Genomic DNA, 26,204 nt, shown 5'->3' on the forward strand with positions numbered 1-26,204 from the left:
TTTATTTTATATCCGCTGTTCTAGCTGAAGTAAATATTTCTTACGTTCAACCCCGCCGCCGTAGCCGCCAAGCTCACCACTTGTTTGAATGACGCGGTGGCATGGAATGATGATCGCCAATTGATTGGCACCATTTGCATTCCCTACCGCCCGGACCAAATGCGGATCGCCCAGCATCACAGCAAGATCTCGGTATGAACTTGTTTCGCCTGATGGAATGCGTGTGAGCAGGTCCCACACCTTCATTTGAAAAGGGGTGCCATGCATGGAAAGTGGTACGGTAAACTGCGTCAGTTTTTTCTCGAAATATAAGGTCAATTCCTTTACCAATTGTTGGTGGACGTTTGTTTCCCCAACTAAAATACGCGCATGATGCTTTTCTCTCATGTTCTCAATTTCCTTTTCTAGTCCCCGCCTGTCCATAAATTCCAGTAAATACACATGCGCGGCATCTGTCACGCTGATCATGCGTCCAATCGGTGTGGAAATAAAATTGGCATGGAGAATCTTAGTCTGCGCCTTTTTAGGGGGATTTCCCATGATTTTCGTAAAGGCATCATTGAAGGCACTCGAAGAATCATAGCCCAAGGCGACCTGCTGATCAATCACTTTTTTTCCATTCATAATTTCTTTAAAGGCAAGCCCCATTCGGCGTGATCTCGCATATTGAACAAAGGTCATGCCGTAGATTTCTTTGAATTTCCGTCGGGCCGTTGCAGAGTGAATCCCTAACTCGCGAAAGTCCTCTTCTTTCCAGCGTTTTTCAGGATGTGTTTCAACTGCTGAAACGAGTGTTTTGACTTCTTCTGGAATGCTGTTTGGATAGGTTAATGGAGTGCAGCGCTTGCACGGACGATACCCTGCTAACAGTGCTTCCTCTGCTGTAAAGAAAAACTCACAGTTCTCATATTTTGGTTTTCTAGCGGTACATGTGGCATGGCAGAAGATACCGGTCGTCTTAATGCCGGCGAAGAATGTGCCGTCATATTGCGGATTCTTGTCAACCAGTGCTTGATAAAATTCATGTTTCTGTACGTCGGTTATCATCATACGATCCACCTCTTGGTTTCATTATTTGGGCCGATACAACGGATGATCTATAAATGCAGCATCCTAAAGTTGAACGTTCATCACATCAATCTGAGTTCATTATACCAGCGATATGATCGTTCCTTTAACGTCTGAGCGTGTCTAACTTGGTCCTTCTTCCATATTTTTTCTGTTTTAGTTCATATACTTTAGTTGTTTCTGTTTCATTTCTTCATAAAATGTTTCAACTTCTTGTTCGTAAAGAACGGTCTCCATGTCCTTGTATTTACGCTTGATCGTCAATGTAATAAAAAATAAATGGATTGTCATATACGTTCATTTCCCTTCGGTTAGCAGCACGCAAATATCCCGCAGATCTTCTTTATCAGTTGATCTGTTTCTAACACTTAGTATACGCCGGTCCGAAACCATTTCTTTCGAAAAATGAACAAGTATATTTGAAGAGGGAGAGCAAACTGGTAGACCGGCATATCGGGGTGTGATAAGATTTTTAATACAGAATCTGCTCTAAGTCAGGTCTGTTTATCATGAATTGGTTTTCTAGGGTTCCGTGCGCTGGCGCAGTCTGGACCGAGAGAAAACACATAGGGTCTTAGAAGAGGCCATATGGACACGGAGGGATAAAAGCCCGGGAGATTTGATCAAACGATCGATTTCCAGGCTTTTTTTGTTGGTTGGAATCGTTCAGAAAGGAGAAGATCAGATGAAATGGGGAAATGTCTTTATTGCGGCCATCTTTGAAGTCGGCTGGGTGATGGGGCTGAAATATGCCCACTCGCTCATAGAATGGGGCGCAACCATCGTTTGTATTATCGTGAGCTTTTATTTACTCCTGAAAGCAACAAGTGTACTCCCAGTTGGCACACTTTATGCCGTTTTTACCGGGCTTGGGACAGCAGGAACCGTCGTCATAGGCATGGTGCTTGGTGAGCCGGTTCAGCTTGTCAAACTGCTTTTGATTGTCATGCTTTTGTGCGGTGTATTAGGACTGAAGCTGACAACAGGTGAAAAGAAGGGAGAGGCTGAATCATGAGCTGGCTTTTACTTATTGGAGCAGGCATCTTAGAAATGTTTTGTGTGACCATGATGAACCAATTCCAAAAAGACAAGCATGTCAAATGGATTTTATTCATTGCGGCTGGCTTTTCGATGTCCTTTCTGATGCTGTCTCTTGCGATGAACACGATTCCGATGGGAACGGCGTATGCCATTTGGACTGGAATCGGAGCTGCTGGAGGCGCCATCGTCGGTATGCTGTTTTACGGAGAATCGAAAGACGCAAAACGTATTTTCTTCATCGCACTGATTTTATCTGCGGCAGTAGGATTGAAAATCATTGAATAAGAAAAGGCTGGCAGATAGATGCCAGCCTTTTGTTACATCGAATGATGATTGGAATCGTTTTCATTTTTGCGGTAAAGCTGGCTAACAAGCAGAAAACACACACCAAATGTGAGAAAAGGAATGAGTCTTTCACCGGCTATAAAAAGAGAAATACCTGTGATCAGACAAATGATGCCGAGCCAAAAGCTCACTTTTCCAAACAAAGTCATACTTTTCATCTCCATCACTCCTTTTATGATAAAAGGTCTATTCACATTATATCACGATAGGTGCAGAATTGAATGAATATTCAATGAAAAATAGGGCTCTACATTGCTTTTTCTCTTTCCAGTCCAGTATAATATTTCATTAGAATGAAAACGTAAATGAGGTCATGATACATGAGAACTTTGATAACAGAGAAACTTGAATTACACAGACAAAAGCATGAGCAAAAAGGAAGATTACTTGTCAGCTGCCCGGATCAGCCTGGAATTGTATCAGCTGTCTCTTCCTTTTTATTTGAGCACGGAGCAAATATCATTGAATCCAGCCAATACACAACAGATCATGAAAGCGGCCGGTTCTTTTTAAGAATTGAATTTGATTGGAAAGACATCTCGGCAAATATGGATCAGCTGAAGCAGCAGTTTGAACCAATTGCAGCATCTTTTCAAATGACGTGGAGCATGTCGCGTGCAAGTGAGCTGAAAAAGCTGGCAATCTTTGTGTCAAAAGAGCTTCATTGTTTACATGAGCTGCTATGGGAATGGCAAAGCGGCAATTTGATGGCTGAAATTGCGGTCGTGATCAGCAATCATGAAACGGCAAAAGATACAGTAGAAGCGCTTGGAATTCCGTTCCATTTTGTGAAGGCGAACAAAGACATTCGCAAAGAAGCGGAAAAACAGCAGCTCACATTATTAGAAGAGTATGATATTGATGCCATTGTGCTTGCTAGATACATGCAAATTTTAACGCCTGGATTTATAGAACAACACCCGAACAAAATCATTAATATTCATCATTCCTTCCTGCCAGCGTTTATCGGTGCGAATCCATATAAGCGGGCATATGAGCGAGGAGTCAAATTAATTGGCGCAACCTCTCATTATGTGACCAATGATTTAGACGAAGGACCGATCATTGAACAGGATATTGAGCGTGTAGATCACCGGGATGATGCGGAAGCTTTAAAAAATATTGGCCGAACAATTGAGCGGAGTGTGCTTGCACGTGCCGTCAAATGGCATCTAGAAGATCGAATTATTGTGCATGAGAATAAAACGATTGTATTTAATTGACCGCTTGACTTTTCCTTAGCAATTGGTGATAATATAAAAAAATTAACGAGCGTTGAAAAGGAATAGTAAGCAGGAACTGATGCGTAAAGAGAGCAAATGACATGCTGAAACATTTGCCGCAGACAGCTGCTGAACCTGCCCTTTGAGCCTTAGAGGAAAAATCTAAGCGCGTGCCTGGCGTTACAGGAGTTGAGTGGAATAAGCTAGATGTATGCTTATTCAATGAAGGTGGTACCACGGAAAATCCCTTTTCGTCCTTTACATAAGGAGAAAAAGGGATTTTTTTGTGCCTAAAGGTATAGCGGAGGGAATCAATAATGAAAAAGCAAAGGATCGTCATCAAAATTGGCAGCAGTTCATTAACAGAGCAAAAAGGAGCCATTGATGAACAAAAAATGCAGGATCATGTGAAAGCGATAGCAAAGCTGAAAGAGGCTGGGCATGAAATTATTTTAATTTCATCAGGAGCCGTGGCAGCAGGGTTTGGCAGCTTAGGGTATCCATCAAGACCTGTGACCTTAAAGGGAAAACAGGCAGCAGCAGCCGTTGGTCAGGGCTTATTAATGCAGAAATATACAGAACTATTTTCACAGTTTCACATGACACCTGCACAAATGCTTTTAACCCGTAATGACTTTTCAGATCGAACAAGATATCGAAATGCTTACGCAACGATGATGGAGCTGCTAGAAAGAAAAATTTTACCGATCATTAATGAAAATGATTCTGTCTCCATTGAGGAGCTTACCTTTGGTGATAATGACATGCTGTCAGCTCTTGTCAGTGGATTAATTCATGCAGACCAATTGATCATCTTAACAGACATTAACGGTATTTATAATGCAAATCCAAATGAGCATCCTGAGGCGAAGCGTTTTGATGTACTAACACACATTTCAGAAGAATTGTTTTCATATGCGAAGAGCACAGGCTCAAAAGTGGGAACAGGCGGGATGAAATCAAAGCTGTCTGCTGCACAAACGGCACTTTCACTAGGCGTGAAAGTCTTCATTGGTACAGGTACTGGTGAGGATAAGCTGCTTCATATTCTAGCGGGTCAAGGAGACGGAACGTATATCGGAGAACAGGACTTATCAGCTGTTAACAACCGCCGTCAATGGATTCAATTCCATTCACCCGTTTCTGGGAAAATTATGATAGATGCAGGAGCGGAAGCGGCGATTTTGCATCATGGCAGAAGTCTTCTTCCAGCTGGCGTCATTGATGTCGCTGGTGACTTTTCTAAAGGAGAGGTCGTTGAAGTCGTCGGTCCGAATGGGCTAGTAGGTAAAGGACAAACCTTGTACGCATCCGATGAGCTTCTCAGTATTAAAGGAATGCGAAGTGATGAGCTTTCAAATGAGAAGCCTGAAGTCATACACAGAGATCACTGGGTACAGCATGTACAAAACTGAGGAGGGAATACGATGAATGAAGTTCTTGAAAAAGCAAAAAAAGCAAGTGTAGCCAAAGATCAGCTGCTCCTAAAAACGACGGAGCAAAAAAATGCAGCTTTACATGCCATCGCAACGGCACTTAAAGCATCTTCCGCTTATTTACTCGATGAGAATAAAAAGGATGTGCAGGCTGCAGAGGAAAAGCAGTTCACGCCTTCTGTTATTGACCGGATTAGACTCACGGAAGAGAGAATTGAAGCCATCGCAGACGCGACCCTTCAACTCATTCACCTAAAAGACCCAATTGGTGAAACATTAGAAACCATTCAAAAAGAAAACGGTCTGTACATCGAAAAGGTGCGTGTGCCTCTTGGAACGGTTGGAATGATTTATGAAGCAAGACCAAACGTGACTGTAGATGCTGCCACCCTTTGTTTGAAAACTGGGAATGCTGTTATTCTTCGCGGGAGCTCCTCTGCCATCCATAGTAATAAAGCGATTGTGAAGGTGATCCATGAAGCGCTTCACACAACGGATATTCCAGTAGACAGTGTGCAATTGATTGAAGATACAGGCCGTGAAACGGCGAAAACGCTGTTCACTTTAAATGAATTTCTGGATGTCCTTATTCCGCGCGGCGGGAAAAATTTAATTGATCTTGTTGTGAGAGAGTCTACCGTGCCAGTGCTTGAGACAGGTGCAGGGAACTGTCATATCTACATTGATGAAACAGCGAAAAACGAAATGGCTGAGCAGATTGTGCTGAATGCTAAAACCCAAAGGCCGTCTGTTTGCAACGCGATCGAGAGCATTGTTATTCATGAAACATGGGCAAAAACATATGGCGCTTCGTTATTTGAAGCCCTTCATGCAAATGGGGTAGAGATACGGGGCGATGAAGCTGTATGTGCTCTTGCGCCAAGTGCTTCATTAGCGACCACAGAGGACTATGAAACAGAGTTTTTAGCGCCGATTGTCAGTATTAAAATCGTAGCCAATATAGAAGAAGCGATTCAGCATATACAAACGTATAGCTCCAAGCACTCTGAAGCGGTCATTACGGAAAATGATCAAAATGCGTCACTTTTCTTAACAGCTGTCGACGCTGCCGCTGTCTATCATAATGCCTCTACTCGGTTCACAGATGGCTTTGAATTTGGCTACGGAGCAGAAATAGGGATTAGTACACAAAAACTGCATGCAAGAGGACCTATGGGTCTGCCTGCCTTAACCTCTGAAAAGTTTGTCATTCGCGGTCAAGGACAAATAAGAGAATAACGAATTCAAAAGAGAGTCTTGTGACAAAAGGGCTCTCTTTTTCCTTTCATTTTTGTATTTCTTCGGTCAAGTATGATAAAATATGGTAATGTTTTATATTTTGAGAAGATTGGAGAAGGCAACGTATGGCGAAAATCATTCCCTCTTCGGATATTGGAGTGAAAATCAACAAGTGGTATGAATTAATCCGCAGATTTGATTCAGAACAAGCAGAACAACTAAAGCAGGAAATTCGCACCTCTCTTGATTCAATGGAAGAAGATCAGAATTTGCTTCTCTATTTTTCTTTAATGGAATTCAGACATGAGGTCATGCTCGATTATTTAAAGCCATTAAAGGAAGGAAAGCTTCGCGCCAACTTTTCCGAGCTTTCGAAAGAAATAGATGAGCATCAAACACATGTCACAGGCATGCTTGAATACTACTATCATTTTTTCAGAGGCATGTATGAATTTGGCCGTAGGCAGTATATTGCTGCCATCTCGTCTTATCAAAAGGCAGAGCACAAGCTTTCTTTTGTGTCAGATGATATTGAACGTGCGGAATTTCATTTTAAAATGTCAGAAATATATTATCACATGAAACAAACACATATCTCGATGCATCATGCCAAACTGGCGCGAGATGTCTATATTCAACATGAGCTATATGCGCTTCGCACGATCCAATGCGAATTTATTGTGGCAGGTAATTATGATGATATGAGAAGACATGAAAAGGCATTACCACATCTCGAGAGAGCGCTTGCGAGATCAAGAGACTTTCAAAATGTGCGTTTTATTGCTTCCTCTTTGTTTAATATGGGCAACAGTTATTACCGAATGGGCGATCTTGACCGCGCACTCGAACTAATGAAAGAATCCATCTCGTTATTTGACCAAAATCAATCCGATCATCTTCGTCGATCCATAGACCCTCTTTATACAGCCGCTCAGATATTATACAAACAAGGCAAACACGAAGAAGCCTTACACTACAGAGAAGAATGTATGAAGCGAGCAGAAGCACTTCAAGATGACATTCATATTCAAAAGACGATATTTTTAGAAGCATTGTATTTAAAGCAAGATGCGGAGCATATTAAACGAATTTTTCATTTTTTAGAGTCTGCCTATGCATATCCAGATATAGAGGAGCTGGCATTAGACACCGCAAAGTATTATAATGAAATGGAAGATTATGAAAAATCTTCCATGTTCTACGGAGAAGCGGAACATGCTCGAATCTATATTCAGAGAGGGGATTGTTTATATGAATTTTAAAAAATGGGCAGTCGTCTGTACAAGCATCACCATCCTGGCGTTATGGCTGGCAGCAGCAAATGCCGACCCGGATAACAGAAATCATACGCTACAACAACCAAATGCGCAGCATGACATCATCTAAAAGCCCTTATTAAGGGCTTTTTTTACTGTGTACATAAAATAGAGGAGAAAGGAAATCTTAAAAAAAGAGTGTGTATTCGTTGACTCTTGAATTTTAATTGTGTACAATTCAATTGTAGAAAATATTATTGGAGAGAAAGAGGGTTATATACATGTCAGAAGTTTTATTTACTGCAACGGTATCAGCTGTAGGAGGAAGAGAAGGAAAGGTTATTTCAACTGATGGTGTGCTTGAGCATGATGTAGCAATGCCTGGAACACCAAGAGCGAAAAAAATTGAAAAAGCAACAAATCCAGAGCAATTATTTGCAGCAGGCTACTCTGCATGTTTTGATTCAGCCCTTCAAATGGTCGCAAGACAAGAGCGTATCCGTTTTGAAAGTGAAGTAACAGCACATGTGAGCTTAGTAAAAGACAGTTCAGATGGCGGCTTCAAACTAGGCGTTAAGCTAGAAGTAAAAGGAACTGGAATTGAGCAATCAGCATTAGATGAGCTTGTTCATAAAGCACACGGCGTATGCCCATATTCAAAAGCGACTCAAGGAAATATTGAAGTAGAATTAGTAGCTGTCGCACAATAATTGATATCATAAAAGGCTGAGGGAATGTTCCCTCAGCCTTTTGATTGTGTTAATTTTTGCAAAAGCTCATGCAAAGAGGCGCGCAGCGTTTTTAACTCTTCTTCCGATCTGCCTGTCCCAGACAGCATCTGAAATGGAATTGCAGTAGCCTTCTCTTTTAGTTGCTCGCCATATTCCGTTAAACGAATTTGCACAGAACGTTCATCCTCTTTCGAGCGCTCGCGGATGATGAGTCCGTTTTGCTCCATCCGTTTCAGCATAGGTGTGAGTGTACCGGAGTCTAAATATAAAAGCTCTCCCATCGTTTTCACATTTAATGTCCCATGCTCCCACAATAAAAGCAGTGCCAAATATTGCGGATACGTAATGTCTAACTCTTCTAATAACGGTTTATACTGCTTCGTCATCTCTCTTGAACTTGCATATAACAAGAAACAAAGCTGATTTTCCAGCTTCATATGCTCGAATTCATTTGTCATGTCAGTCACCAACTATTTTTTGTCATACTTATCATTGTATAAGATTTTCTTCTTTTTTAAAATAAATACAGCCCAAAAACGAAAAAATTCTTTAATGTGCGATAAATGTTTGAGAAATGGATAGAACGTGAAAGGAATAAATAGATAAAGGAGGAGATGAAGATGAAACCATTATTCACAGCAAAAGTAAAGGCACAACATGGAAGAGCTGGACATGTTCGTTCAGAAGATGGTGTGCTCGATCATAACATTGTCATGCCTAATGCAAAGAAAGACGGAGAAACTGGTACGAATCCAGAGCAATTATTTGCAGCGGGCTATGCAGCTTGTTTCGGAGGGGCACTTGAACAAGTAGCGAAAAAGCAAGGGGTCAACATTGAATCAGAAGTCGAGGGACATGTCAGTCTTTTAAAAGATGAAAGTGATGGCGGATTTAAGCTTGGTGTCAAGCTGATTGTATCTGCAAAAGGCCTTGACCATGACAAGGTGAAAGAGCTTGTTGAGGCTGCGCATGAATTCTGTCCATATTCAAAAGCAACAAGAGGAAACATCGAAGTAGAGCTTGAAGTGGCTGAATAAAAAAGGTTCTCTATTACGCTGAAAAAAAGAAACACCTGCTGATGAGCAGGTGTCTTTTTTAATATTCTTTCTTTTGTTCGTAGGTTTCCCATGCTTCAAATGGTGCAAGGGTTTTTTGAAGTGTCAGCTGATAAAATGGAATATTTCTTGATTCGTAATCTTTATTGATTTCTTCATAAATAAACGAGTCATCAAAACCAGAAACTGCTGCATCCTGATGTCCAGCAGCAAAATAGACCGCTTTTGGTCTAGCCCAGTAAATAGCACCAAGGCACATCGGACAAGGCTCACAGCTTGTATATAAAATACAATCTTCTAATTGGTATGTATTCAGCGTCTGGCACGCCTTTCGAATGGCTGTGACTTCAGCATGTGCGGTTGGATCATTTGTTGTTGTCACATTGTTGCTTCCCTCGGCAATAATCTGTCCATCCTTGACAATGACTGCTCCAAAAGGGCCGCCAGTACCACTATTGACTCCTTCTACTGCAAGATCAATTGCGCGTTGTAAAAAATCTTCGTGATTCATTGTCTTCCTCCCTTTGTTCGACTGACTTCTCTAGTATAAACGAATCATGCTAGAAAAGGAAACCTCCTAGTAGATGGTCAAGCAGGACAATTTACGCATAAAAATCCCCCGCCATGATAGCAGGGGAGAGGGTATCAATTATGCATGCTGCGCCAGCTTTTTACGAGCGACTTCAGCTGCCGTCACCATGTTTTTCAAAGCAGCAATGGTTTCAGGCTCTTGTCTCGTTTTTAGACCACAGTCAGGATTCACCCAGAAGCGATCTGCCGGGCATACGTTCAGTGCATCATCAATGATTTGACTCATTTCTTCGATAGATGGAACGCGCGGGCTATGGATGTCATATACACCAAGTCCAAGTCCTTTCAAATACGGGTGCTTCTCTAGGTAATCGAGGAATCCACCATGACTGCGTGAATGTTCAATAGTGATCACGTCGGCATCAAGGTCTTCAATCGTATCGACAATATCCTCGAAGTTACTGTAGCACATATGTGTATGAATTTGCGTTTCATTTTGAACAGATGATGTTGATAGACGGAATGACTCTGCTGCCCAGTTTAAATAGTCTGCCCAATCACTTTCTTTGAGCGGAAGACCTTCTCTTAGTGCAGGTTCATCCACTTGAATGACTTGAATCCCTGCTTCTTCTAACGCTTCTACCTCTTTACGTAATGCGAAAGCGATTTGGAAGGCAATGTCTTTTCGGGAGATATCTGTTCTTGGGAAAGACCAGTTTAAGATGGTGACAGGACCTGTCAGCATTCCTTTGACCTTTTTCTCCGTTAAGCTTTGTGCGTAAACCGTCTCTTTCACGGTCATTGGCGCTGTAAACTCGACATCTCCATAAATGATTGGCGGCTTCACGCAGCGTGAGCCGTAGGATTGTACCCAAGCAAATTTCGTAAAGGCAAATCCGGCTAGCTTTTCACCAAAGTATTCAACCATGTCTGTACGCTCGAATTCTCCATGTACGAGAACGTCCAGACCGATTTCCTCCTGAATATCAATCCATCTTTTTGTTTCTTTCTTAATAAATTCATCATATTCTGCATCTGTCCATTCATTTTTACGCCATTTTTGACGAGCACTTCGCACTTCAGCAGACTGCGGGAAGCTGCCAATGGTTGTTGTTGGCAAGAGCGGCAGTTCAAGAGATTCGTTTTGGATACGAAGGCGCTCTTCAAAGGCAACTGGACGTTTAAAGTCTTTCGATGAAAGATTGTTGCGTTCTGCTGTCAAATCCGCATTGGTTCCTTTTGCAAATTCTTTTAAAGTAAGAAGTGCTTGCTTGGCTTCATTGATGGCGGCTTCAATCGCCGCAGCTCCTTTTGTTAAGCCCTCTTTTAATGTTGTTAATTCAGCCAGCTTTTCAGTAGCATAAGAAAGTCCGTTTAATAGTTTTTCTTCAAGCTGTTCGCTTGGGTGTTTTGCAACTGGTACATGCAGCAAACTGCTTGATGGCTGCAGCCATACTTCCTTCGGCTGAGCGTCAGCAATGACCTCAGAAACGAATGACAATCTTTCACCAAGATCTGATCTCCAAATATTTCTTCCATCAATGACGCCTGCTGCTAAAATTTTATCTTTCGGGAAGCCGTGCTTTTTCACTTGATCAAGATTGCGTCCTTGATCATGGACAAAATCAAGACCGATGGCTTCAACAGGATATGTGACAAGCTCTTCATACGCATCTACTGAATCAAAGTAGGTTTGAAGAAGAATATTTAAGGCAGGTACGGCTTCTTTGATCGTTTGATAGATTTCTTTGACGGCTTTCACGTCTTCATATGAAGCTGTGACAAGTGCTGGCTCATCAATTTGTACCCATTTGACGCCAGCTTCTTCAAGTTCTTTTAAAACTTGAGTATAAAGCGGGACGAGACGCTGCTGAATCCCTTTTACTTCATTTGGTTCATAGCCTTTAGAAAGTGAGACAAATGTATAAAGACCAAGTACGACAGGTTTTGTTTCAACACCAAACGCCTTCTTCACCTTTTCGTAAGCTTCAAGCGGTTTGTTATGTGTGAGTTTGAATTCGGTGGTTTTTTCGTATTCTGGAACGATGTAGTGATAGTTTGTATTAAACCATTTTGTCATTTCACTTGAGACAGCATCTTTTGTTCCTCTTGCCATCGCGAAGTATGTATCTAGCGGGTCTTTTAAGCTGCGGAAGCGCTCTGGAATCCAATTGAACATGACAGCAGTATCGAGCACGTGATCGTAGAAGGTAAAATCTCCAGAAGGAACAACATCAATTTGTTGATCAATTTGCGTTTTAATGGCAGTTAAAAATTGTTCATCCAGTGTGCTTAAGAGGGTTTCACGGTCAGTTTGACCTTTCCAATAAGACTCAAGTGCTTTTTTCCATTCTCTGTTTAAACCAATTCTCGGAAAACCTAGATTACTTGTTTTAACAATTGTCAATTCCAATTCCTCCTCTAAATATAAAAAGACATTTACACTCATGGTGAAGATTGATGAGGGCAAATGTCTGGTTTAAAAAGACAAAATGTGTGTGCGAAATAAGGCGTGAGCAGAACTGACGCTTTTTTCCGACATCTCCTATCAACCGTAGGGGGTTTGATGTGATAGAGCGGCTGGTATCCTGGCTGGTGAATCTGCAAGCTTTTCATCCTTCCCGTCCTTATGACAGTGGATTCATAAGAAAAGCTCTCCTCACTCACAGTGGCGGGACCGCGCCGGATTTTCACCGGTCTTCCCAATTAAAATTCGACGTATGATCGAATTACCGACTCTCAAACTATGAATTTATTGTGTTCGATTATATAACGTCCATTTCATTTCGTCAAAGTAAATTTTGAATAATTTTAATTAAAAAAATCCTGAGAAAATTCTATCTATTCTCAGGACCTCTATTCAAGCTATAGAGATAAAAGATCTGCTTCCAATGTTTTTTCTAAAAGGACATCAGGCGCAGTTAAATATAAAAATCCATTTCCGACGAGGGCTTTAGATTGCTTCAGTGGAAGGGTTCTTCTGACAAGCTGAGCATAGACCTCAGGCTCTGTCAGCTTACGCTGGAACGCTTCTTCTTCGGCATTTTTAATAATGGCTAGTGCACCGCTCACGTGAGGGGCAGCCATTGAGGTGCCTGTGAGTCTGCCATATTTATGGTTAGGAAGAGTGGATAAAATGTCTTCTCCTGGAGCGACGAGGTCGATTTCTTTATTGGCGTTGGAGAATTCAGAGGATTCTCTTGCAAGGGAGACAGAGCCGACGGCAATGACTTCATTGTATGCTGCTGGGTAGGAGAACTCTTCCGTTCGCTCGTCCCCGTCCCCTTCATTTCCTGCTGCGCACACAACAAGTACACCGCTTTTCACCGCATTTTGAATGGCTTCCTGCAAGGCGGGCTCATTGCTTGGACCACCGAGAGACATAGAGATAATATCCACCTTCTGCTCAGCGGCATAGTTGATGCCATTAATGATCCATTCGTATTTCCCGCTGCCATTTTCACCGCCAAGAACTTTCACGATCAGCAGCTTGGCTTCAGGGGCAACCCCTAGAATTCCGCCATTTTGATCTGTTGCTGCAATCGTTCCTGCTACATGGGTACCATGCCCGTTGTAGTCTTTTACATTTTCAGCATCTCCATTGTCATCATCGGTAAAGTTCTTGCCTCCGATAATCTGATCTTTTAAGTCGGGATGCTCTGTGTCACAGCCTGTATCAAGGACAGCAATGGTTATGCCTTTTCCTTTGAAGCCACTTGACCAAAGTTCGGGTGCTTTAATCTCCTGAATACTTTCCGGCGTCTCTTTCGCTTCCATCACATTGGCTTTTACTTCATACGGAATTAAGCGAATTTCACCTTTCATAAGAAAGCCCTCCTTATTTTGTTTTCAAAGTAGATTCAGGCTGCGTAATGTTATTGTATAAAAGAAACTTTTGATCGGAAAGGGTCAATTGTAATAATTTTTCAAATAATCAATCTATTATCAAAAGTGCAGTTCTCCTCACATCTTGACGAAAGAACTCAGCTTTTGAGGAAAACTCTTGATATCATATGAAAAAGAAGGAAATGCTGCATAGTGAGCTTGCACCTGTATAGATGAAAATGGGTGAAAAGAACTAAAAAAGGCTTTCTGATTAAACAACGAAAATAAGTGATGGTTGAGAAGTGAGAAGAAGGAAGATTGAGCGGAGATATTTTTGTTCTAAAATAATTTTCACTCTAGTACCCGTTTGGTGAACAGTTAGGATAACCATAAGCTCATAATCAACTGTTCACCAATTGGACCGATTTTTCTTTTACCTGTATCCTTATAGCCTACTTGTGAGTACAGAGTCTGAGCAGGAATATTTTGATGATTTACAGCCAGTACGATCTCGTTACAGTTAGGGAATTCAGAGGTGACAAATTGATTTAATAAGAACATTGCTTGTTTAGCAAATCCTTTTCCTTGCTGAGTCTGATGAATAGATAATGAAGTTAACAACATAGCGTTTGGGTTATCTGAATAATCCTTAATACGATCTGTTGCATGTAATACAAAGAATCCAACCGGTTCATCTTCATTGAGTATGACAATTCTGTATTGCCCTTCGGTAAACTCAAAATATGCGCTTGGTAAAGCAGTAAATTTTGCTTGTTCTTCCTCTAGAACAAAAGACGATAAGCCTTCTATGTATACATCTGAAAAGTGCGTTAATTTCACATTGTTTTTGCTTTTCATAGAATGGTGTTCCTCCTTGTATTTTTTATAAATGAGTGCGATTTGCATATTCTATAGGTATGTTTATAAAAACGAATGAAATAGGATTACGTTCAGGTGCTTACAATATCAATAACTGTTAGGATGATAACCTCATTATAGAACAAATGTTCTTTTTTATCAATGTTCATATAAAAAATAACATGTGAAGTTTGTGACTGTTCCAAATGGGAAAGGCAACATATAATAATGGAAAGACAAGCTTGCCTTTCAGATAGGAGAGATAGAGATGAACAAAGGGAAGATACTCGTAGTCGAAGATGAAAAGAAAATTGCAAGGGTGCTGTCACTAGAGCTTGAATATGAAGGATATGAGGTGACAGTCAAAGAGACAGGAATGGATGGACTCCAGGCTCTTGAAGAGGAAAGCTTCGATTTGGTGCTGCTTGACGTCATGCTTCCAGAATTAAGCGGTCTTGAAGTGCTGAGAAGGGTTCGAAAGACAAATACAGCGACACCTATTATTTTGATAACAGCAAGAGGGAGTGTGCCTGATAAAGTAAGCGGCCTCGATCTTGGGGCGAATGATTATATTACAAAGCCTTTTGACATAGAAGAATTATTAGCGCGAATTCGTGCGCAGCTAAGGTTGAATATTCATGCGCAAGAAGAAAAGGAAACAGAGCTTAGCATAGCAGATTTGACCGTCAACGAGAAAACAAGAGACATACAAAGGGCCGGGCAAATGCTTGAGCTCACACCGAGAGAATTTGACCTGCTTGTCCACTTGCTGAAGCATCAGCAGCAAGTGCTTACAAGAGATCAGCTTTTAACAGCCGTTTGGGGCTTTGATTACTTCGGTGACACAAACGTAGTGGATGTCTATATTCGTTATTTAAGGAAAAAAGTCGATTACCCATTCGAAAAACAGCTGATTCACACAGTGAGAGGTGTGGGTTATGTGATGAAAGGATAAAGAATGAGATTAAAAAATAAAATTCAGCTTTATACATCGTTGTCCTTGTTTTTAATGGTGCTGCTATTTCATACAGCCATTTATTTTATTTTTTCGATGACCTTAACGCAAAAAGATATGTCCCGGCTGTCTGAGGTCGCTGAAAATATTGCCATTGCCTTAAAAAAATCAGAAGAAGAGGGTCTTCCATCCTCGGAGCTGCTGAAAGCGTACCTGCCCCAAAATGGTATGATCCGTGTCGTGACAGAAAAGGGTGAGTCAAAGTTGACTGTCACAAAGGAATCAACGTTTAGCTCACTGCCTTTTACATATGAAACTGGTCAGACAGCAGAAATAAAAGAATACAACAAGCATATGATTGCGTTCGCTGCGATTCCGGTCATTTGGACAAATGGAGAGATTGTGTCGCTTCAAGTATATGAAGAAATCGAAAATACGGAAGAGAATTTGGCGTTATTAAGAATGATTTTAATCGCTGCTGGCGTTTTAATTATAGTGCTTTCCTATTTTGCTGGCCACATTTTAACAAAACAAATCGTACGCCCTATTAGTAGAATGACGAGCACCATGAAGGCAAGTATGAAGGAGAAGGCGTTTAAGCGAATCAAACTAGCAGGGGATTCAAAGGATGAATTGTATCAAATGGGACAAACCTTTAATGAAATGTCAGAAATACTCGAGAAGCATTATGAGAAAGAGCAGCAATTCTTGCATGATGCCTCTCATGAATTGAAGACACCGATTACCGTCATTATGAGCTACAGCAATTTACTAAAGCGCTGGGGACAAACACGTCCAGAGGTTATAGAAGAATCCTCTCAAGCGATTCATGATGAAGCGAAAAAAATGAAAAGGCTGACAGATCAATTATTAACACTTGCGAAAAATGGTCAGCCGCTTTACTTGGACATGAGGCCAGTTGATCTTGGCCATTTATGCAAGCAGATATGCCATACACTTGAAGTCGCAACGAATCGAACCATTGAGCCTGATGTGCAAACAGATCAGCCGCTCGTCGCTGAGGGGGATGAAGAGAAAATCAAACAGCTTTTGACCATCTTGATTGATAATGCGGTCAAATATAGTACAGAGCCAGTTGATGTGACCTGCGGATGGAGAGGAGAGAAGCCGTTTATTTCAGTCGTTGACCATGGAATTGGCATAAAAGAAGAGAATCTTCCGAAAATCTTTGACCGCTTTTTCCGTGTGGATGAAGCAAGAAACAGTGAGACCGGCGGAACGGGTCTTGGTCTTTCAATTGCGAAGCAAATTGCAGAAGAGCATGGAGCTGAGCTGATGGTAGACAGCCGAATCGGCGAAGGGACAACCATGACCATTCTTTTCCCGAAATAAATGGGTCTTTTCTCATCAATTTCTCATTTCCTCCTTATAAAATAGGAAATAGGAAGGAGGCGCTGCATGTCTAGAAAAACGAAAATGGTGCTTGCGCTTGCAGGATGTCTCGTCGTTCTTGCAGCCTTTGCAATGCTCATGATTCAAACCATTGATCAAAAAATATTAAGTGAAGCAGAGATCAAAAAAATCATCGCAAAAGACTACAATGGAAACATTACAAATATTGATTTAATCAATCATAAACAGGACTATACCTTGACCCTGGAAAATTCAAATGGGATCTATCAAATCATTGCATCCTCCGCAAGCGGTCAAATGAAAGAAATCAAGCAGTTAAAAAGCTATCAAAAGCCAAATGAAAAAAATGCTGAGCTTCTGGCAGAAGAAGCGGCTGTTAAAAAAGTGAGCGGTACGGTCATTCAAAAGAAAGAAAAGTCCGATCGTTTTATCTTTACGATCCAATCAAAAAAAGAATTATATCAAGTCGATGTCGACAAGCAAACGTTTAAGGTGCTTGAAGCAGAAAAGAAAAACCCGACCTCTAAAGAAAAGAAAATGACAAAAATCACGGTCGAAGAAGCCATCCGAATTGCAGTAAAAGAAGTCGGAGGGACAGTGGATGATGCCGATCTTGAAACATTTAGCGGTATGCTCGTATTTGAGGTGGAGCTGGATTTGCCTGACGGGCGAGAGGCAGAGGTGCTTGTGAACGCATATACAGGAGATATAGAAGGAATTACGTACGAAAACTAATCCTTTTCTCATGATTTTCTCATGTTTCTTTCCTTCCTTTATCATCTTGTTTCTTTAAGATAAAGGAGAAATCAAATAGAGGAGGACATGAACATGATGAAAAAAGTACTAGTAATTACAGCATTAACAGGAACTCTTGTCGCAGGTGGTTTCACACTTCAAGCGCAAAATACAAATCAAACAGCACACGCGGAGCAAGTGGTGCAAAAGAAATCTTCGTTTGTCTCAAAGAAACAAGCAGAAAAAGCAGCCCTAAAAGTGGTGAAAGGGTATGTGGACGATGTGGATCTTGAGCGTAAAAAAGGAAAATGGGTGTACGAGGTCGAGATTAAAAAAGGCGGCTTTGAATATAAAGTATATGTCGATGCCAAAACAGGAAAAGCGTTGAATGATCCAGTCAAAGAAAAGAAACAAAATGTGAAAATCACTAAAAAGCAGGCTGAACAAATTGCCCTTGCAAAAGTAAAAGGAACAGTCACAGATTCTGATTTAGATAAAGAAAATGGTGTGTACTTATATGAAGTCGAAATCACCACACCAAACGGCGAGGAAGTTGATTTTGAGATTTCCGCTAAAACAGGCAAAATCCTGAAGCAAGAATGGGATGATTAATACGCCAGCAATCCTAAGATAAATTTGTATGCGGTCTGAACCGATGGTTCAGACCGTTATTTTTGCCTAATTGATTGTATACAAGTATAAATGAATATCAAACTGAATAGCGTACTTCCAAGTATCTGTACACCAAGCATGTTAATGCTTTCAGCGTGTAGACAAACCCTCGCATTCGGTGTCAGTCCTGCGTGCTGGTGCTCACGAATGTCAAATTCGCTCCGCTCCAGTACTCGTCCTTCCTAGACTTCAAAGGTTTTCTATCACGCTGAAAAGAAGACAAAGGGCTAAAATAAAGATCATTTTAGCCCTTTGTCAACAATCTGCAAGCATGTTAATGCTTTTTATATTGATTGCTTATCATTTCAGTTGTTCTTAAAAACGTCTCAATCTCTTGAATAGTATGACAATGGAGAGGTGATATTCTAATAGCCCCTTTCATTCCAAAGGAATCCAGCATCCTTTTAGAATAAATGCTTGTATTCAACCTTTCATATACGATCACACCGTGCTGTTCATATTGTCTTACTGCATCCTCATGGTTTGTTCCTTCTATCGATATGGCTACGATGAAATCTTTTTTTGATAAATCATGGTCATCAAGATGCACGGTAACTCCTTTGATTTCTCTTAGCCCTTTTACGTTGGGTGTCCCGTCTAGCATTATTTTTAATAAAGACCTTTCTTGTTTTCCGATAGCTTCCATACCTGCTGCGAATAACTGTCGTCTGGCATTCACTGTTGTAAAATGACCTCCAAGCCAGCACACATAATCAACAATTGCGCTAATAGCCGCATAATGAGCAGGTGCTGGAGTTCCTAGACCCCATTCAGTTTCTTTCTTTCCTTTTAACTTATGATGAGGGAGAAGAGCAGCTCTTTCCGATAAATAAGCAATCCCGCAGCCTCTAACACCAAAAAATTTATATGGGGCAAAATTTATCACATCCACAGGTGTTTTTTCAATATCAATTAAACCATGAGGTGCATGTTGAACGGCATCAACCATGATAAATAAGTTTGGTTTCTTTTTTCTTGCCTCTTGTACAATTTGTTCAATGTCTAAAATAGCACCAGAGATATTCGAAGCATAGATGACGCTTAGAAGAACAGTATCTTGATCGATTAATGCCAAGATGTCTTCTACGTTCACTCCACCTGTTAAAGGATTAGACTTGGCCACTCTCAGCTCTTTGTTTAATTTATTTGCATAAAAACTAGCTGCGTCATAGGCTGCTGGATGTTCTAAGGATGTTGTGACAATATTTGTTCCTTGAATATGTTCTGCAATGATACCCGTAGTTTGAAAGATAGCCTGTGATGCTGTCAGATATGTGGCGAAGCTTCCTTGTTTCACGTTAAAAATGGTTTGAAGATCAACAATCCCCTTTTTTTGGATATCAATCAAGTGTTTTGCAGCTTTATGATTTCTTTCAGAACAATCTGGGATGCCATCAATGATTGAAAATATATGATTTGCCTGTTTTAAACGAAGAGAGCCACCTGCATTGTCAAAAAAGAGTCGTTCCTTTTTTAGGATAGGATCCTCATCAATATATAAAAATTGTTCTCTTACTTTTTTTAATAAATCATTTGAAAAGTGCATGTTCAGTGTAGATTCGCTCATCATCATATCCCCCAATATTCATTTCTTATACTTAGTATTATACATTGTGTTATCAATCAATGGCTGTACCCTAATCAGAGAGAGCTTTTTTCTGTAAACAATCATTCATTTTTAGCTAAAGCGACGGTTATCAGCGCATTGCCAATGGTGACATTCGCCGCACCTTTATGAGTTCAGCTGTTTTGTACTAATCACTCCTTACACTTTCATGTGTAAGGTTTTTTCATTGGGACAAACTACGGGAAAGGAGGCGAGAGAATATGAAGAAAAAAGAAGAAGAGCAAACAATGGACCATGCGGAATATGTTCCGCATCCTGATGGAGAAGGATATGCTTTGTTTTTGCATGATTCCTTTCATCTCCTCTCCCAAGAGGATATGAATCAGCCAGAAGAGGAATAAAAGACATGAAAGGGCGATGGTCTACTTTGTCTATCGCTCTTTTTTTCAAAAGTAAGCGAATACATAAGGGAAATTGGCATCTTGCTTATTGACATCACTGCGCTTTTTCTGTAATCTCAGTGTGTCAACAATATGAGACTTCGTTAGGTGAGGCTCCTGTATGGAGATACGCTGCTGCCCAAAAATGTCCAAAGACGCCAATGGGTCAACAGAAATCATCGACATAAGGTGATTTTTAATGCAGCTGGATTTTTCCTATGCCATACAGTGCTAAAGCTCTACGATTGAAGGAGCAAGTGTTTATTTGTCATGCTTACAAAGCGCCTTCATTCGGTTGAAGGTGCTTTTTTATGAGAAAAGGAGGTGTGGGGATGGATCATCCCGATTCGAGACACATAGAGGATATGTCAAAAGATCAGATTGAGACATCAGATAGAGGAGATCCTGACCCCCGCACATTCTAAGGGATTCGGGTATCTCCTGACTTTGGGGAGGTAACAGCGATGATACAAAATATTACGTATGATGAACTCATTTTACGCATCATTATTTTACTAAGAGATGGAAAACGAAAAGAATTTAAAAACATCATGGAAGAACTTCAACCATATGATATGGCCTATTTATTTAAAGAGCTTCCAGAGAAACACCGCGGCCGCTTCCTCAGCTTTTTACCAGTCGATGACGTGACAGAAATGATGGGTGAGCTGGAGCGGGAATATCAAGAAATTGTTCTTGAAAAAGTAGGTAAAGACAAAGCGACCTTCGTCACAAACAAAATGGATAACGATGATCTAGCCAACTTGTTTGATGAGATGGAGGATGAGCTAAAGGATCAGCTTTTATCTAACATGGAAGCAGAGGAATCCAAGGCCGTCCAGCTTCTTATGAATTATCCTGCTGAGACAGCGGGACGGATCATGACCAACCGTTATGTTTGGATTCCTCAGCATTTTACAGTGCAGGATGCCGTTGTGAAGCTGAAAAGCTTTGCTGAAATTGCGGAATCAATCAACTATTTATATGTGATTAATGATCAAAAACAGCTTGTAGGCGTTCTCTCATACCGGGATCTCATTTTAGGTGAACCGGATGAAAAGGTACAGGATCTCATGTTTACAAGAGTCATTGCCGTTGGAGCCTTTCAAGATCAGGAGGAAATCGCAAAGCTGATTGAACGATATGATTTCCTTGCGATTCCTGTTGTGGAAGAGAACAATGTCCTAGTCGGAATTGTTACAGTCGATGATATCATTGATGTTGTGATTCAAGAGGCGGGCGAAGACTATGAAAAGTTTGCTGCCTCTGGTAAAGATATCACGTTCGACACGCCGGCATTTGTGGCGGCATACCGCCGTCTTCCGTGGCTCATTTTGCTCTTGTTCATTGGGCTGATTTCAGGCAGTATTTTAAATTATTTTGAAGGTACCCTTCAGCAAGTCGTTGCTTTAGCGTTCTTCATGCCGATGATTGCCGGGATGACAGGGAATACAGGGACACAGTCTCTTGCCGTCGTCATTAGAGGGCTTTCAAAAGAAGAATTAACGAAAAAAACCATCATGCGCCTTATTTTTAGAGAGCTGAGAACGAGTATTTACATTGGGATTGTCTGTTCCATTATTATTACAGTCGTCGCAATGGTGTGGCAGGGCAATATGATTTTAGGTTTTGTTGTCGGTTCCTCACTGCTTGCAACACTGATTATTGGGACAATGGCAGGTACGGTTGTACCGATTATTTTACACAGATTAAACGTGGACCCAGCCATTGCATCTGGGCCGCTAATCACAACATTGAATGATATTTTATCCTTACTGATCTATTTTGGAATTGCAACTGCATTCCTTCATACACTGATGTAGCAAGAAGACTGTAAAACGTGACGTTTTACAGTCTTTTTTGAATAAAGATTGCATATAGCGCTTCCATCCTTTACATTTTAAGGAGAAGGTGGGAGAGAAAAATGAAGAAGTTTTTATTCATTTTAATGTGCATTGTATTGCTAGGTGCATGTTCAAGGGAAGACGAGGGGAAAGACAGAAGACTAGTGGCTGCAGAGCATATGATTGAAGCGATTACCGAAGGAAATAAACAAAAAATAGAAAACATCTATGTTGAAGGTGCTGTCCCAAGCCCAAATGACATTCTAAAGCTGAAAAAAGAATGGGGCATAGAGACGCTTTCTTATGATGATTTTCAATTGGAAGAAGCCAGCATTCACGTCTTTCATGCGAATTACGAAGATGAAAAAACAGGGGAGAAAAAGGCACTGGCCATGCGGGTCATAGAAGATCCCGAAAAAGGCGGTGTACGGATTGACTTTGTAGGACTCGTTGAAGGAACTGACACTTCCTCTCAATGAAAGCTAAAATAATTTTATGTAAAAAGGATAGAAGAGCTGAAAGAATGTCGCTCTATCTATCCTCTTTTTTACCACAAATGACCCGATCACATATGAGTTATGCCCAATAATTCCATAAACCGTGAGAGGGCACTGGTCATGTACGAATCGCGGCGCCTTATAAACACAGTTGGCACGATTCTGTGTGGTTCCGGTAAAGGATGACAGGTAAATCTGCCTTGCACCCGAGATTCAACCATAGATTTTGGTAATACGGTAACCCCTAGCCCGTTTTCAACGCATTTAAGCACGCCCTCTAAAGTGCCATATTCCATTACCTTCATCGGAGCAAAGCCATTGCTCTCTAACCATCGTTGCCAACGCCCCAAATAGATGCAATGCGCAAATGACGAAAGCAATGGTTCATGTAAAATTGATTCTACCTGGAATTCCTCCTGGGAGTAGCTTGTAATGAGAACAAGTGATTCTTCCAATACCGGATATTCAATAATGTCGGGATGAAGAATGGGCCCATCAACCAATGCACCGTCTACCTTGTAGTTGAGAATAGCATGAACCTGATCTACAGTAGGTGCCATATACAAGCTCAATTCTACTTGTGAAAATGTCTTGTGATATGCTGCGAAAATGCTGGGCAATCTTGTCGAAGCGGTAGACTCTATAGATCCAATGTGCAAAGTACCTCGCGGAGTAGAGGAAAGCTTTACGGCCTCTATCGCTTCTTCAAAATCGTAGAGTAATTTGTTTGCATATGGCAACAGTTCTCGCCCTGCAGGCGTTAAGGATATCTTTTTGTGATATCGATAGAAAAGAGGAACACCTAATTCTTGTTCAAGACGCTGGATTCGTGCAGTGACATTGGACTGTACATAATTTAATTTCTCAGCAGCTTTTGTAACGCTTTGTTCAATAGCTACTGCTTTAAATATCTCCAAAGATGTAATATCCAAAACAATGCTCCTTTTTGTATCACAAATTGTGATGAACTATACATTATTTTTTGATTTTACGTGATCCAACAGAATAAGTAAACTTAATAATATAAGAGGTTGATGCTCATTGTGTCCCTTGATGTTTATCATGAGGAGGAGAATTTGCAAGGTAGGGAGTTCTAGCTTAAGAAAGATAAAAAAGACGTTTCCAAGTAAATGAGGAGGGAATCTATTGATTTCAAAGGTTAATATCCAAGAGAAATTTTCGCAAATAAATGATTATTGGAATCCTAGAATAAGTGGAGAGTTGAACGACTCATACATGAAAATGGTAAAAATTAAGGGTGAATTCATTTGGCATCACCATGATGACGAGGATGAAATGTTCTTTGTATGGAAAGGAAATCTAGTCATCCGTTTTAGGGATAGAGAAATAGCGCTTAATGAAGGTGAGTTTCTTGTGATTCCAAAAGGAATTGAACATCAGCCAATTGCTGAAGAAGAAGTTCATTTGCTCTTAATTGAACCAAAAACGACGTTAAACACGGGGAATGTGATCAATGAACGAACTGTTTCGATTCCTGAACGAATGGATAAACGCTAGATCGCCTGCACTTAACAATATACCTAAAACGCTATTTGATATAATGTTGTTTCTTAGAATGAAATGTTGTGGAACACCGCCTAAAAAAAGTAAATTTAAACGGATGTCCTTGCCTATATAGCTTATTTCACTGAGTATGATTTGGCATTGCCAAGGGCTTTGGTTTGATAACGGAGACAGCAAAAAAAGCTGTCTCTTTTTCATTAAGCCATGACCAAAAATCAAGTACGAACAAAGCCTAAAAGAGTCAGCTAAACTTTATTTGTTTATCGATTTTTGTACCGGAAGTGTGCGTTAATTTGACCTTCCAGCATTTTTTTCTTATATTGTCCGCTTTTTAATGCCTGTTCCTTTTTCTTCATGTCTTTCAAAATCTCCGCTGTTTGCACACCGTCTTCTCGTTTGTTGGCGATGTCCATTAATCGTTCTACATCAGAAAAAGAATATTTACGCGTGCCTCTTGTTGAGCGCTGGGGGTAGATGAGTCTGCGTTCCTCATAATATCGGATTTGCCTGACGGATAGCCCTGTTAATTCACTGACAATCCCGATTGAAATGACTTTTTTATCTTTATAAGATGCATCTTCCTGCGTCATATACTCACCCCTGCAAGTCTTTTCTTCATATTATACAGAATGACAACGAAAAAAACCTATCGTTTGTTAGAAAATATAACATAAAAACATAAAAATGAAAAAACGATGGAAGGAAAGTTGACAACATATGTGAAGTGATTGCTACGCTTGCATATAATGATGATGAGTTGAAATAGGAGGAGGAGCATATGATGGAGCAAACACGGATCATCTGTATGGCAAAAGAAATCATCGCATTAGATATGAAGAGGGATGAATTACTGGAGCGATTCATGCAGGCTGCAGGTCAGAATGCGCATGCTCTTCTAAGAGCTGTACAAAATGATTTGTATAAAAGGTCTTCATAAGCACCTGCTCCAGATCAATTGATAGGAGGGGATAATCGGTGCGGCGTATCCTAACAGAAGCTTTAGCAAAGGAAAGACATTATTATACGAAGCAGCTCTGTTCATTAGGAGTGTACAGTCCTAGTGCGGCCAAGAACATGACAATTAGTGACTTAAAAAAAGAGTATCACTTCTTTTTCAACAAAACAAAGCGTGATTTGTGAAAATCCCTTGAAATGTGCGCATGTCACATAAAGGGTTCTTTTTTTGTTTAATGTTATAGCAATATTGAATTTTGTAGAAATTTGACGAATACAGTGTAAAGAAACATAGAGTCTTTACAGATTATGTTAAACTGTGTCGTATCTTGATGGTTTGCTAAAAAACCTTTTTTTCGAGATGGTTGTGAAAAATAAGAAGGATTTTAAAAGTTTATATCGAAATCTTATACATAACACGAATGGAGTCACTTATGTGGTTGAAAGGGTTTTCAAAAACGTACTTCTATTTTTTACGAAAGGCTCCAACTGCACCGCAAGAAAGCCTTGAAGTTAAAAAAATATTATAAGAGGTAGATATGTGATGAGACTATCGTTTAATGAAGAAGAAGTAGAACGTTCAATGACACTTTACAAGGTATTTGCAAGAGCATTTAAAAGCGTTTCAGAACACAGCATTAGAGACAGCAAAGAGCATGGATTTAATCCAACTGAATTTGCGGTTCTTGAATTGCTGTATACAAGAGGTGCTCAAAAACTTCAGCAAATCGGCTCAAGACTCCTGCTTGTCAGCGGGAATGTGACGTACGTAATTGACAAATTAGAACGAAATGGTTTCATTGAAAGAGAGCAGGACCCAAAGGATAAAAGGTCGGTTTATGCCCATTTAACAGATAAAGGGCGCAGTTATCTTGATAAAATTTACCCGATTCATTCTCTCCGGATTGCGCGTGCCTTCTCAGGCCTCTCGCGAGAAGAACAAGAACAATTGATTAGTCTATTGAAAAAAGCAGGTATTCACAGTCAACATTTATTATTTAGATAGAACGAAAAGGTGCCATGATTGGCACCTT

The 26,204-nt window shown here is 40.6% G+C and carries 31 protein-coding genes, 3 riboswitches and 1 other annotated feature; of the genes, 20 read left to right on the forward strand and 11 right to left on the reverse strand.

Annotation, left to right across the window (positions count from 1 at the left end; genetic code table 11):
* Positions 1–6: 6 nt before the first annotated feature.
* Positions 7–1,050, reverse strand: a complete 1,044-nt coding sequence (locus tag CKW02_RS06365) for a bifunctional transcriptional activator/DNA repair enzyme AdaA (RefSeq protein ID WP_003212344.1) — start codon at positions 1,048–1,050, stop codon at positions 7–9.
* A gap of 174 nt (positions 1,051–1,224) precedes the next feature.
* Positions 1,225–1,359, reverse strand: coding sequence for a YrzI family small protein (locus CKW02_RS06370; protein ID WP_003212325.1), 135 nt, complete (start codon positions 1,357–1,359; stop codon positions 1,225–1,227).
* A 220-nt stretch (positions 1,360–1,579) separates the two neighbouring features.
* A riboswitch (guanidine-I (ykkC/yxkD leader) is annotated at positions 1,580–1,687 on the forward strand.
* A gap of 66 nt (positions 1,688–1,753) precedes the next feature.
* On the opposite strand from CKW02_RS06370, the gene CKW02_RS06375 reads away from it, so the two are divergent.
* Both CKW02_RS06375 and CKW02_RS06380 read left to right on the forward strand, forming a co-directional pair.
* A complete protein-coding gene (locus tag CKW02_RS06375; protein ID WP_003211810.1) occupies positions 1,754–2,083 on the forward strand; it encodes a DMT family transporter in 330 nt (109 codons plus the stop codon).
* Entirely contained in the window at positions 2,080–2,394 is a 315-nt protein-coding gene (locus tag CKW02_RS06380; protein ID WP_003212530.1) for a DMT family transporter, read from the forward strand. The genes CKW02_RS06375 and CKW02_RS06380 overlap by 4 nt, the downstream gene beginning before the upstream one ends.
* 32 nt (positions 2,395–2,426) lie before the next feature.
* On the opposite strand, the gene CKW02_RS06385 is transcribed toward CKW02_RS06380, so the two are convergent.
* Positions 2,427–2,612, reverse strand: coding sequence for a hypothetical protein (locus CKW02_RS06385; protein ID WP_003211372.1), 186 nt, complete (start codon positions 2,610–2,612; stop codon positions 2,427–2,429).
* Between the two features lie 162 nt (positions 2,613–2,774).
* Here CKW02_RS06385 and purU point away from each other — a divergent pair, with 162 nt between their 5' ends.
* From purU to CKW02_RS06415, 6 genes are all read left to right on the forward strand, one after another.
* Positions 2,775–3,677, forward strand: coding sequence for a formyltetrahydrofolate deformylase (purU, locus tag CKW02_RS06390; RefSeq protein WP_003212058.1), 903 nt, complete (start codon positions 2,775–2,777; stop codon positions 3,675–3,677).
* Between the two features lie 43 nt (positions 3,678–3,720).
* Positions 3,721–3,939 (forward strand) — a binding site (T-box leader).
* 55 nt (positions 3,940–3,994) lie between these two features.
* The gene (gene proB / locus CKW02_RS06395; RefSeq protein WP_003211523.1) at positions 3,995–5,092 is read left to right on the forward strand and encodes a glutamate 5-kinase; all 1,098 of its coding nucleotides are present in this window, start codon (positions 3,995–3,997) and stop codon (positions 5,090–5,092) included.
* Positions 5,093–5,104: 12 nt separating this feature from the next.
* Positions 5,105–6,352 carry a glutamate-5-semialdehyde dehydrogenase gene (locus CKW02_RS06400; RefSeq protein WP_003210789.1) on the forward strand — a complete coding sequence of 416 codons (1,248 nt, stop codon included), beginning with the start codon at positions 5,105–5,107 and terminating at the stop codon, positions 6,350–6,352.
* Positions 6,353–6,477: 125 nt separating this feature from the next.
* Positions 6,478–7,614: a Rap family tetratricopeptide repeat protein gene (locus CKW02_RS06405; RefSeq protein WP_003212073.1), complete on the forward strand. Its 1,137-nt coding sequence runs from the start codon at positions 6,478–6,480 to the stop codon at positions 7,612–7,614.
* Positions 7,604–7,738, forward strand: coding sequence for a hypothetical protein (locus tag CKW02_RS06410; RefSeq protein WP_003211284.1), 135 nt, complete (start codon positions 7,604–7,606; stop codon positions 7,736–7,738). Before CKW02_RS06405 ends, CKW02_RS06410 begins: the two co-directional genes overlap by 11 nt.
* Before the next feature lie 151 nt (positions 7,739–7,889).
* A complete protein-coding gene (locus CKW02_RS06415; RefSeq protein ID WP_003211843.1) occupies positions 7,890–8,318 on the forward strand; it encodes an organic hydroperoxide resistance protein in 429 nt (142 codons plus the stop codon).
* A gap of 32 nt (positions 8,319–8,350) precedes the next feature.
* Here the strand turns inward: CKW02_RS06415 and CKW02_RS06420 are convergent, their stop codons facing one another.
* Positions 8,351–8,797, reverse strand: coding sequence for a MarR family winged helix-turn-helix transcriptional regulator (locus CKW02_RS06420; RefSeq protein WP_003212097.1), 447 nt, complete (start codon positions 8,795–8,797; stop codon positions 8,351–8,353).
* Between the two features lie 162 nt (positions 8,798–8,959).
* Here CKW02_RS06420 and CKW02_RS06425 point away from each other — a divergent pair, with 162 nt between their 5' ends.
* Positions 8,960–9,376 (forward strand): organic hydroperoxide resistance protein OhrB, encoded by a 417-nt coding sequence (locus tag CKW02_RS06425; RefSeq protein ID WP_003212261.1) that lies wholly within the window; start codon positions 8,960–8,962, stop codon positions 9,374–9,376.
* A 58-nt stretch (positions 9,377–9,434) separates the two neighbouring features.
* Here the strand turns inward: CKW02_RS06425 and CKW02_RS06430 are convergent, their stop codons facing one another.
* The 4 genes from CKW02_RS06430 to CKW02_RS06445 all read right to left on the reverse strand — a co-directional run bounded on the left by CKW02_RS06430 (position 9,435) and on the right by CKW02_RS06445 (position 14,608).
* The gene (locus CKW02_RS06430; RefSeq protein WP_003212370.1) at positions 9,435–9,905 is read right to left on the reverse strand and encodes a guanine deaminase; all 471 of its coding nucleotides are present in this window, start codon (positions 9,903–9,905) and stop codon (positions 9,435–9,437) included.
* Positions 9,906–10,043: 138 nt separating this feature from the next.
* Positions 10,044–12,332, reverse strand: coding sequence for a 5-methyltetrahydropteroyltriglutamate--homocysteine S-methyltransferase (gene metE / locus CKW02_RS06435; RefSeq protein WP_003211581.1), 2,289 nt, complete (start codon positions 12,330–12,332; stop codon positions 10,044–10,046).
* Positions 12,333–12,486: 154 nt separating this feature from the next.
* A riboswitch (cobalamin riboswitch) is annotated at positions 12,487–12,678 on the reverse strand.
* A gap of 112 nt (positions 12,679–12,790) precedes the next feature.
* On the reverse strand, positions 12,791–13,750 hold the full coding sequence (locus CKW02_RS06440) for a S8 family peptidase (RefSeq protein ID WP_003210884.1): 960 nt from the start codon (positions 13,748–13,750) through the stop codon (positions 12,791–12,793).
* A 378-nt stretch (positions 13,751–14,128) separates the two neighbouring features.
* Positions 14,129–14,608, reverse strand: coding sequence for a GNAT family N-acetyltransferase (locus CKW02_RS06445; protein ID WP_003212396.1), 480 nt, complete (start codon positions 14,606–14,608; stop codon positions 14,129–14,131).
* A gap of 268 nt (positions 14,609–14,876) precedes the next feature.
* Here CKW02_RS06445 and CKW02_RS06450 point away from each other — a divergent pair, with 268 nt between their 5' ends.
* From CKW02_RS06450 to CKW02_RS06465, 4 genes are all read left to right on the forward strand, one after another.
* Complete coding sequence (locus tag CKW02_RS06450; RefSeq protein ID WP_003211113.1) at positions 14,877–15,563, forward strand: response regulator transcription factor; 687 nt, start codon at positions 14,877–14,879, stop codon at positions 15,561–15,563.
* 3 nt (positions 15,564–15,566) lie between these two features.
* Positions 15,567–16,916, forward strand: coding sequence for a sensor histidine kinase (locus CKW02_RS06455; protein WP_003211428.1), 1,350 nt, complete (start codon positions 15,567–15,569; stop codon positions 16,914–16,916).
* 66 nt (positions 16,917–16,982) lie between these two features.
* The gene (locus CKW02_RS06460) at positions 16,983–17,672 is read left to right on the forward strand and encodes a PepSY domain-containing protein (protein WP_003211196.1); all 690 of its coding nucleotides are present in this window, start codon (positions 16,983–16,985) and stop codon (positions 17,670–17,672) included.
* A gap of 93 nt (positions 17,673–17,765) precedes the next feature.
* A complete protein-coding gene (locus CKW02_RS06465; RefSeq protein ID WP_003211816.1) occupies positions 17,766–18,284 on the forward strand; it encodes a PepSY domain-containing protein in 519 nt (172 codons plus the stop codon).
* Between the two features lie 334 nt (positions 18,285–18,618).
* Here the strand turns inward: CKW02_RS06465 and CKW02_RS06475 are convergent, their stop codons facing one another.
* On the reverse strand, positions 18,619–19,911 hold the full coding sequence (locus tag CKW02_RS06475; protein ID WP_034619967.1) for an aminotransferase class V-fold PLP-dependent enzyme: 1,293 nt from the start codon (positions 19,909–19,911) through the stop codon (positions 18,619–18,621).
* Between the two features lie 260 nt (positions 19,912–20,171).
* On the opposite strand from CKW02_RS06475, the gene CKW02_RS20250 reads away from it, so the two are divergent.
* From CKW02_RS20250 to CKW02_RS06490, 3 genes are all read left to right on the forward strand, one after another.
* Positions 20,172–20,312 (forward strand): hypothetical protein, encoded by a 141-nt coding sequence (locus CKW02_RS20250; protein ID WP_003212346.1) that lies wholly within the window; start codon positions 20,172–20,174, stop codon positions 20,310–20,312.
* A 132-nt stretch (positions 20,313–20,444) separates the two neighbouring features.
* Positions 20,445–20,608: riboswitch (M-box (ykoK) riboswitch) on the forward strand.
* 207 nt (positions 20,609–20,815) lie between these two features.
* A complete protein-coding gene (mgtE, locus tag CKW02_RS06485; RefSeq protein ID WP_003212108.1) occupies positions 20,816–22,174 on the forward strand; it encodes a magnesium transporter in 1,359 nt (452 codons plus the stop codon).
* A 101-nt stretch (positions 22,175–22,275) separates the two neighbouring features.
* The gene (locus CKW02_RS06490) at positions 22,276–22,674 is read left to right on the forward strand and encodes a hypothetical protein (RefSeq protein WP_003211828.1); all 399 of its coding nucleotides are present in this window, start codon (positions 22,276–22,278) and stop codon (positions 22,672–22,674) included.
* Positions 22,675–22,760: 86 nt separating this feature from the next.
* Here the strand turns inward: CKW02_RS06490 and CKW02_RS06495 are convergent, their stop codons facing one another.
* On the reverse strand, positions 22,761–23,624 hold the full coding sequence (locus CKW02_RS06495; protein ID WP_003211886.1) for a LysR family transcriptional regulator: 864 nt from the start codon (positions 23,622–23,624) through the stop codon (positions 22,761–22,763).
* A gap of 214 nt (positions 23,625–23,838) precedes the next feature.
* On the opposite strand from CKW02_RS06495, the gene CKW02_RS06500 reads away from it, so the two are divergent.
* Positions 23,839–24,210: a cupin domain-containing protein gene (locus tag CKW02_RS06500; protein WP_003211130.1), complete on the forward strand. Its 372-nt coding sequence runs from the start codon at positions 23,839–23,841 to the stop codon at positions 24,208–24,210.
* A gap of 266 nt (positions 24,211–24,476) precedes the next feature.
* Here the strand turns inward: CKW02_RS06500 and CKW02_RS06505 are convergent, their stop codons facing one another.
* Positions 24,477–24,806 carry a MerR family transcriptional regulator gene (locus CKW02_RS06505; RefSeq protein ID WP_003211516.1) on the reverse strand — a complete coding sequence of 110 codons (330 nt, stop codon included), beginning with the start codon at positions 24,804–24,806 and terminating at the stop codon, positions 24,477–24,479.
* 188 nt (positions 24,807–24,994) lie between these two features.
* On the opposite strand from CKW02_RS06505, the gene CKW02_RS06510 reads away from it, so the two are divergent.
* From CKW02_RS06510 to CKW02_RS06520, 3 genes are all read left to right on the forward strand, one after another.
* Positions 24,995–25,153, forward strand: coding sequence for a hypothetical protein (locus tag CKW02_RS06510; RefSeq protein ID WP_003212375.1), 159 nt, complete (start codon positions 24,995–24,997; stop codon positions 25,151–25,153).
* Positions 25,154–25,191: 38 nt separating this feature from the next.
* Complete coding sequence (locus CKW02_RS06515) at positions 25,192–25,356, forward strand: hypothetical protein (RefSeq protein ID WP_003210757.1); 165 nt, start codon at positions 25,192–25,194, stop codon at positions 25,354–25,356.
* A 355-nt stretch (positions 25,357–25,711) separates the two neighbouring features.
* Complete coding sequence (locus CKW02_RS06520; RefSeq protein WP_088004396.1) at positions 25,712–26,176, forward strand: MarR family winged helix-turn-helix transcriptional regulator; 465 nt, start codon at positions 25,712–25,714, stop codon at positions 26,174–26,176.
* The last annotated feature ends 28 nt before the right edge of the window (positions 26,177–26,204 follow it).

The organism is Bacillus pumilus (assembly GCF_900186955.1).
Lineage (GTDB): Bacteria > Bacillota > Bacilli > Bacillales > Bacillaceae > Bacillus > Bacillus pumilus.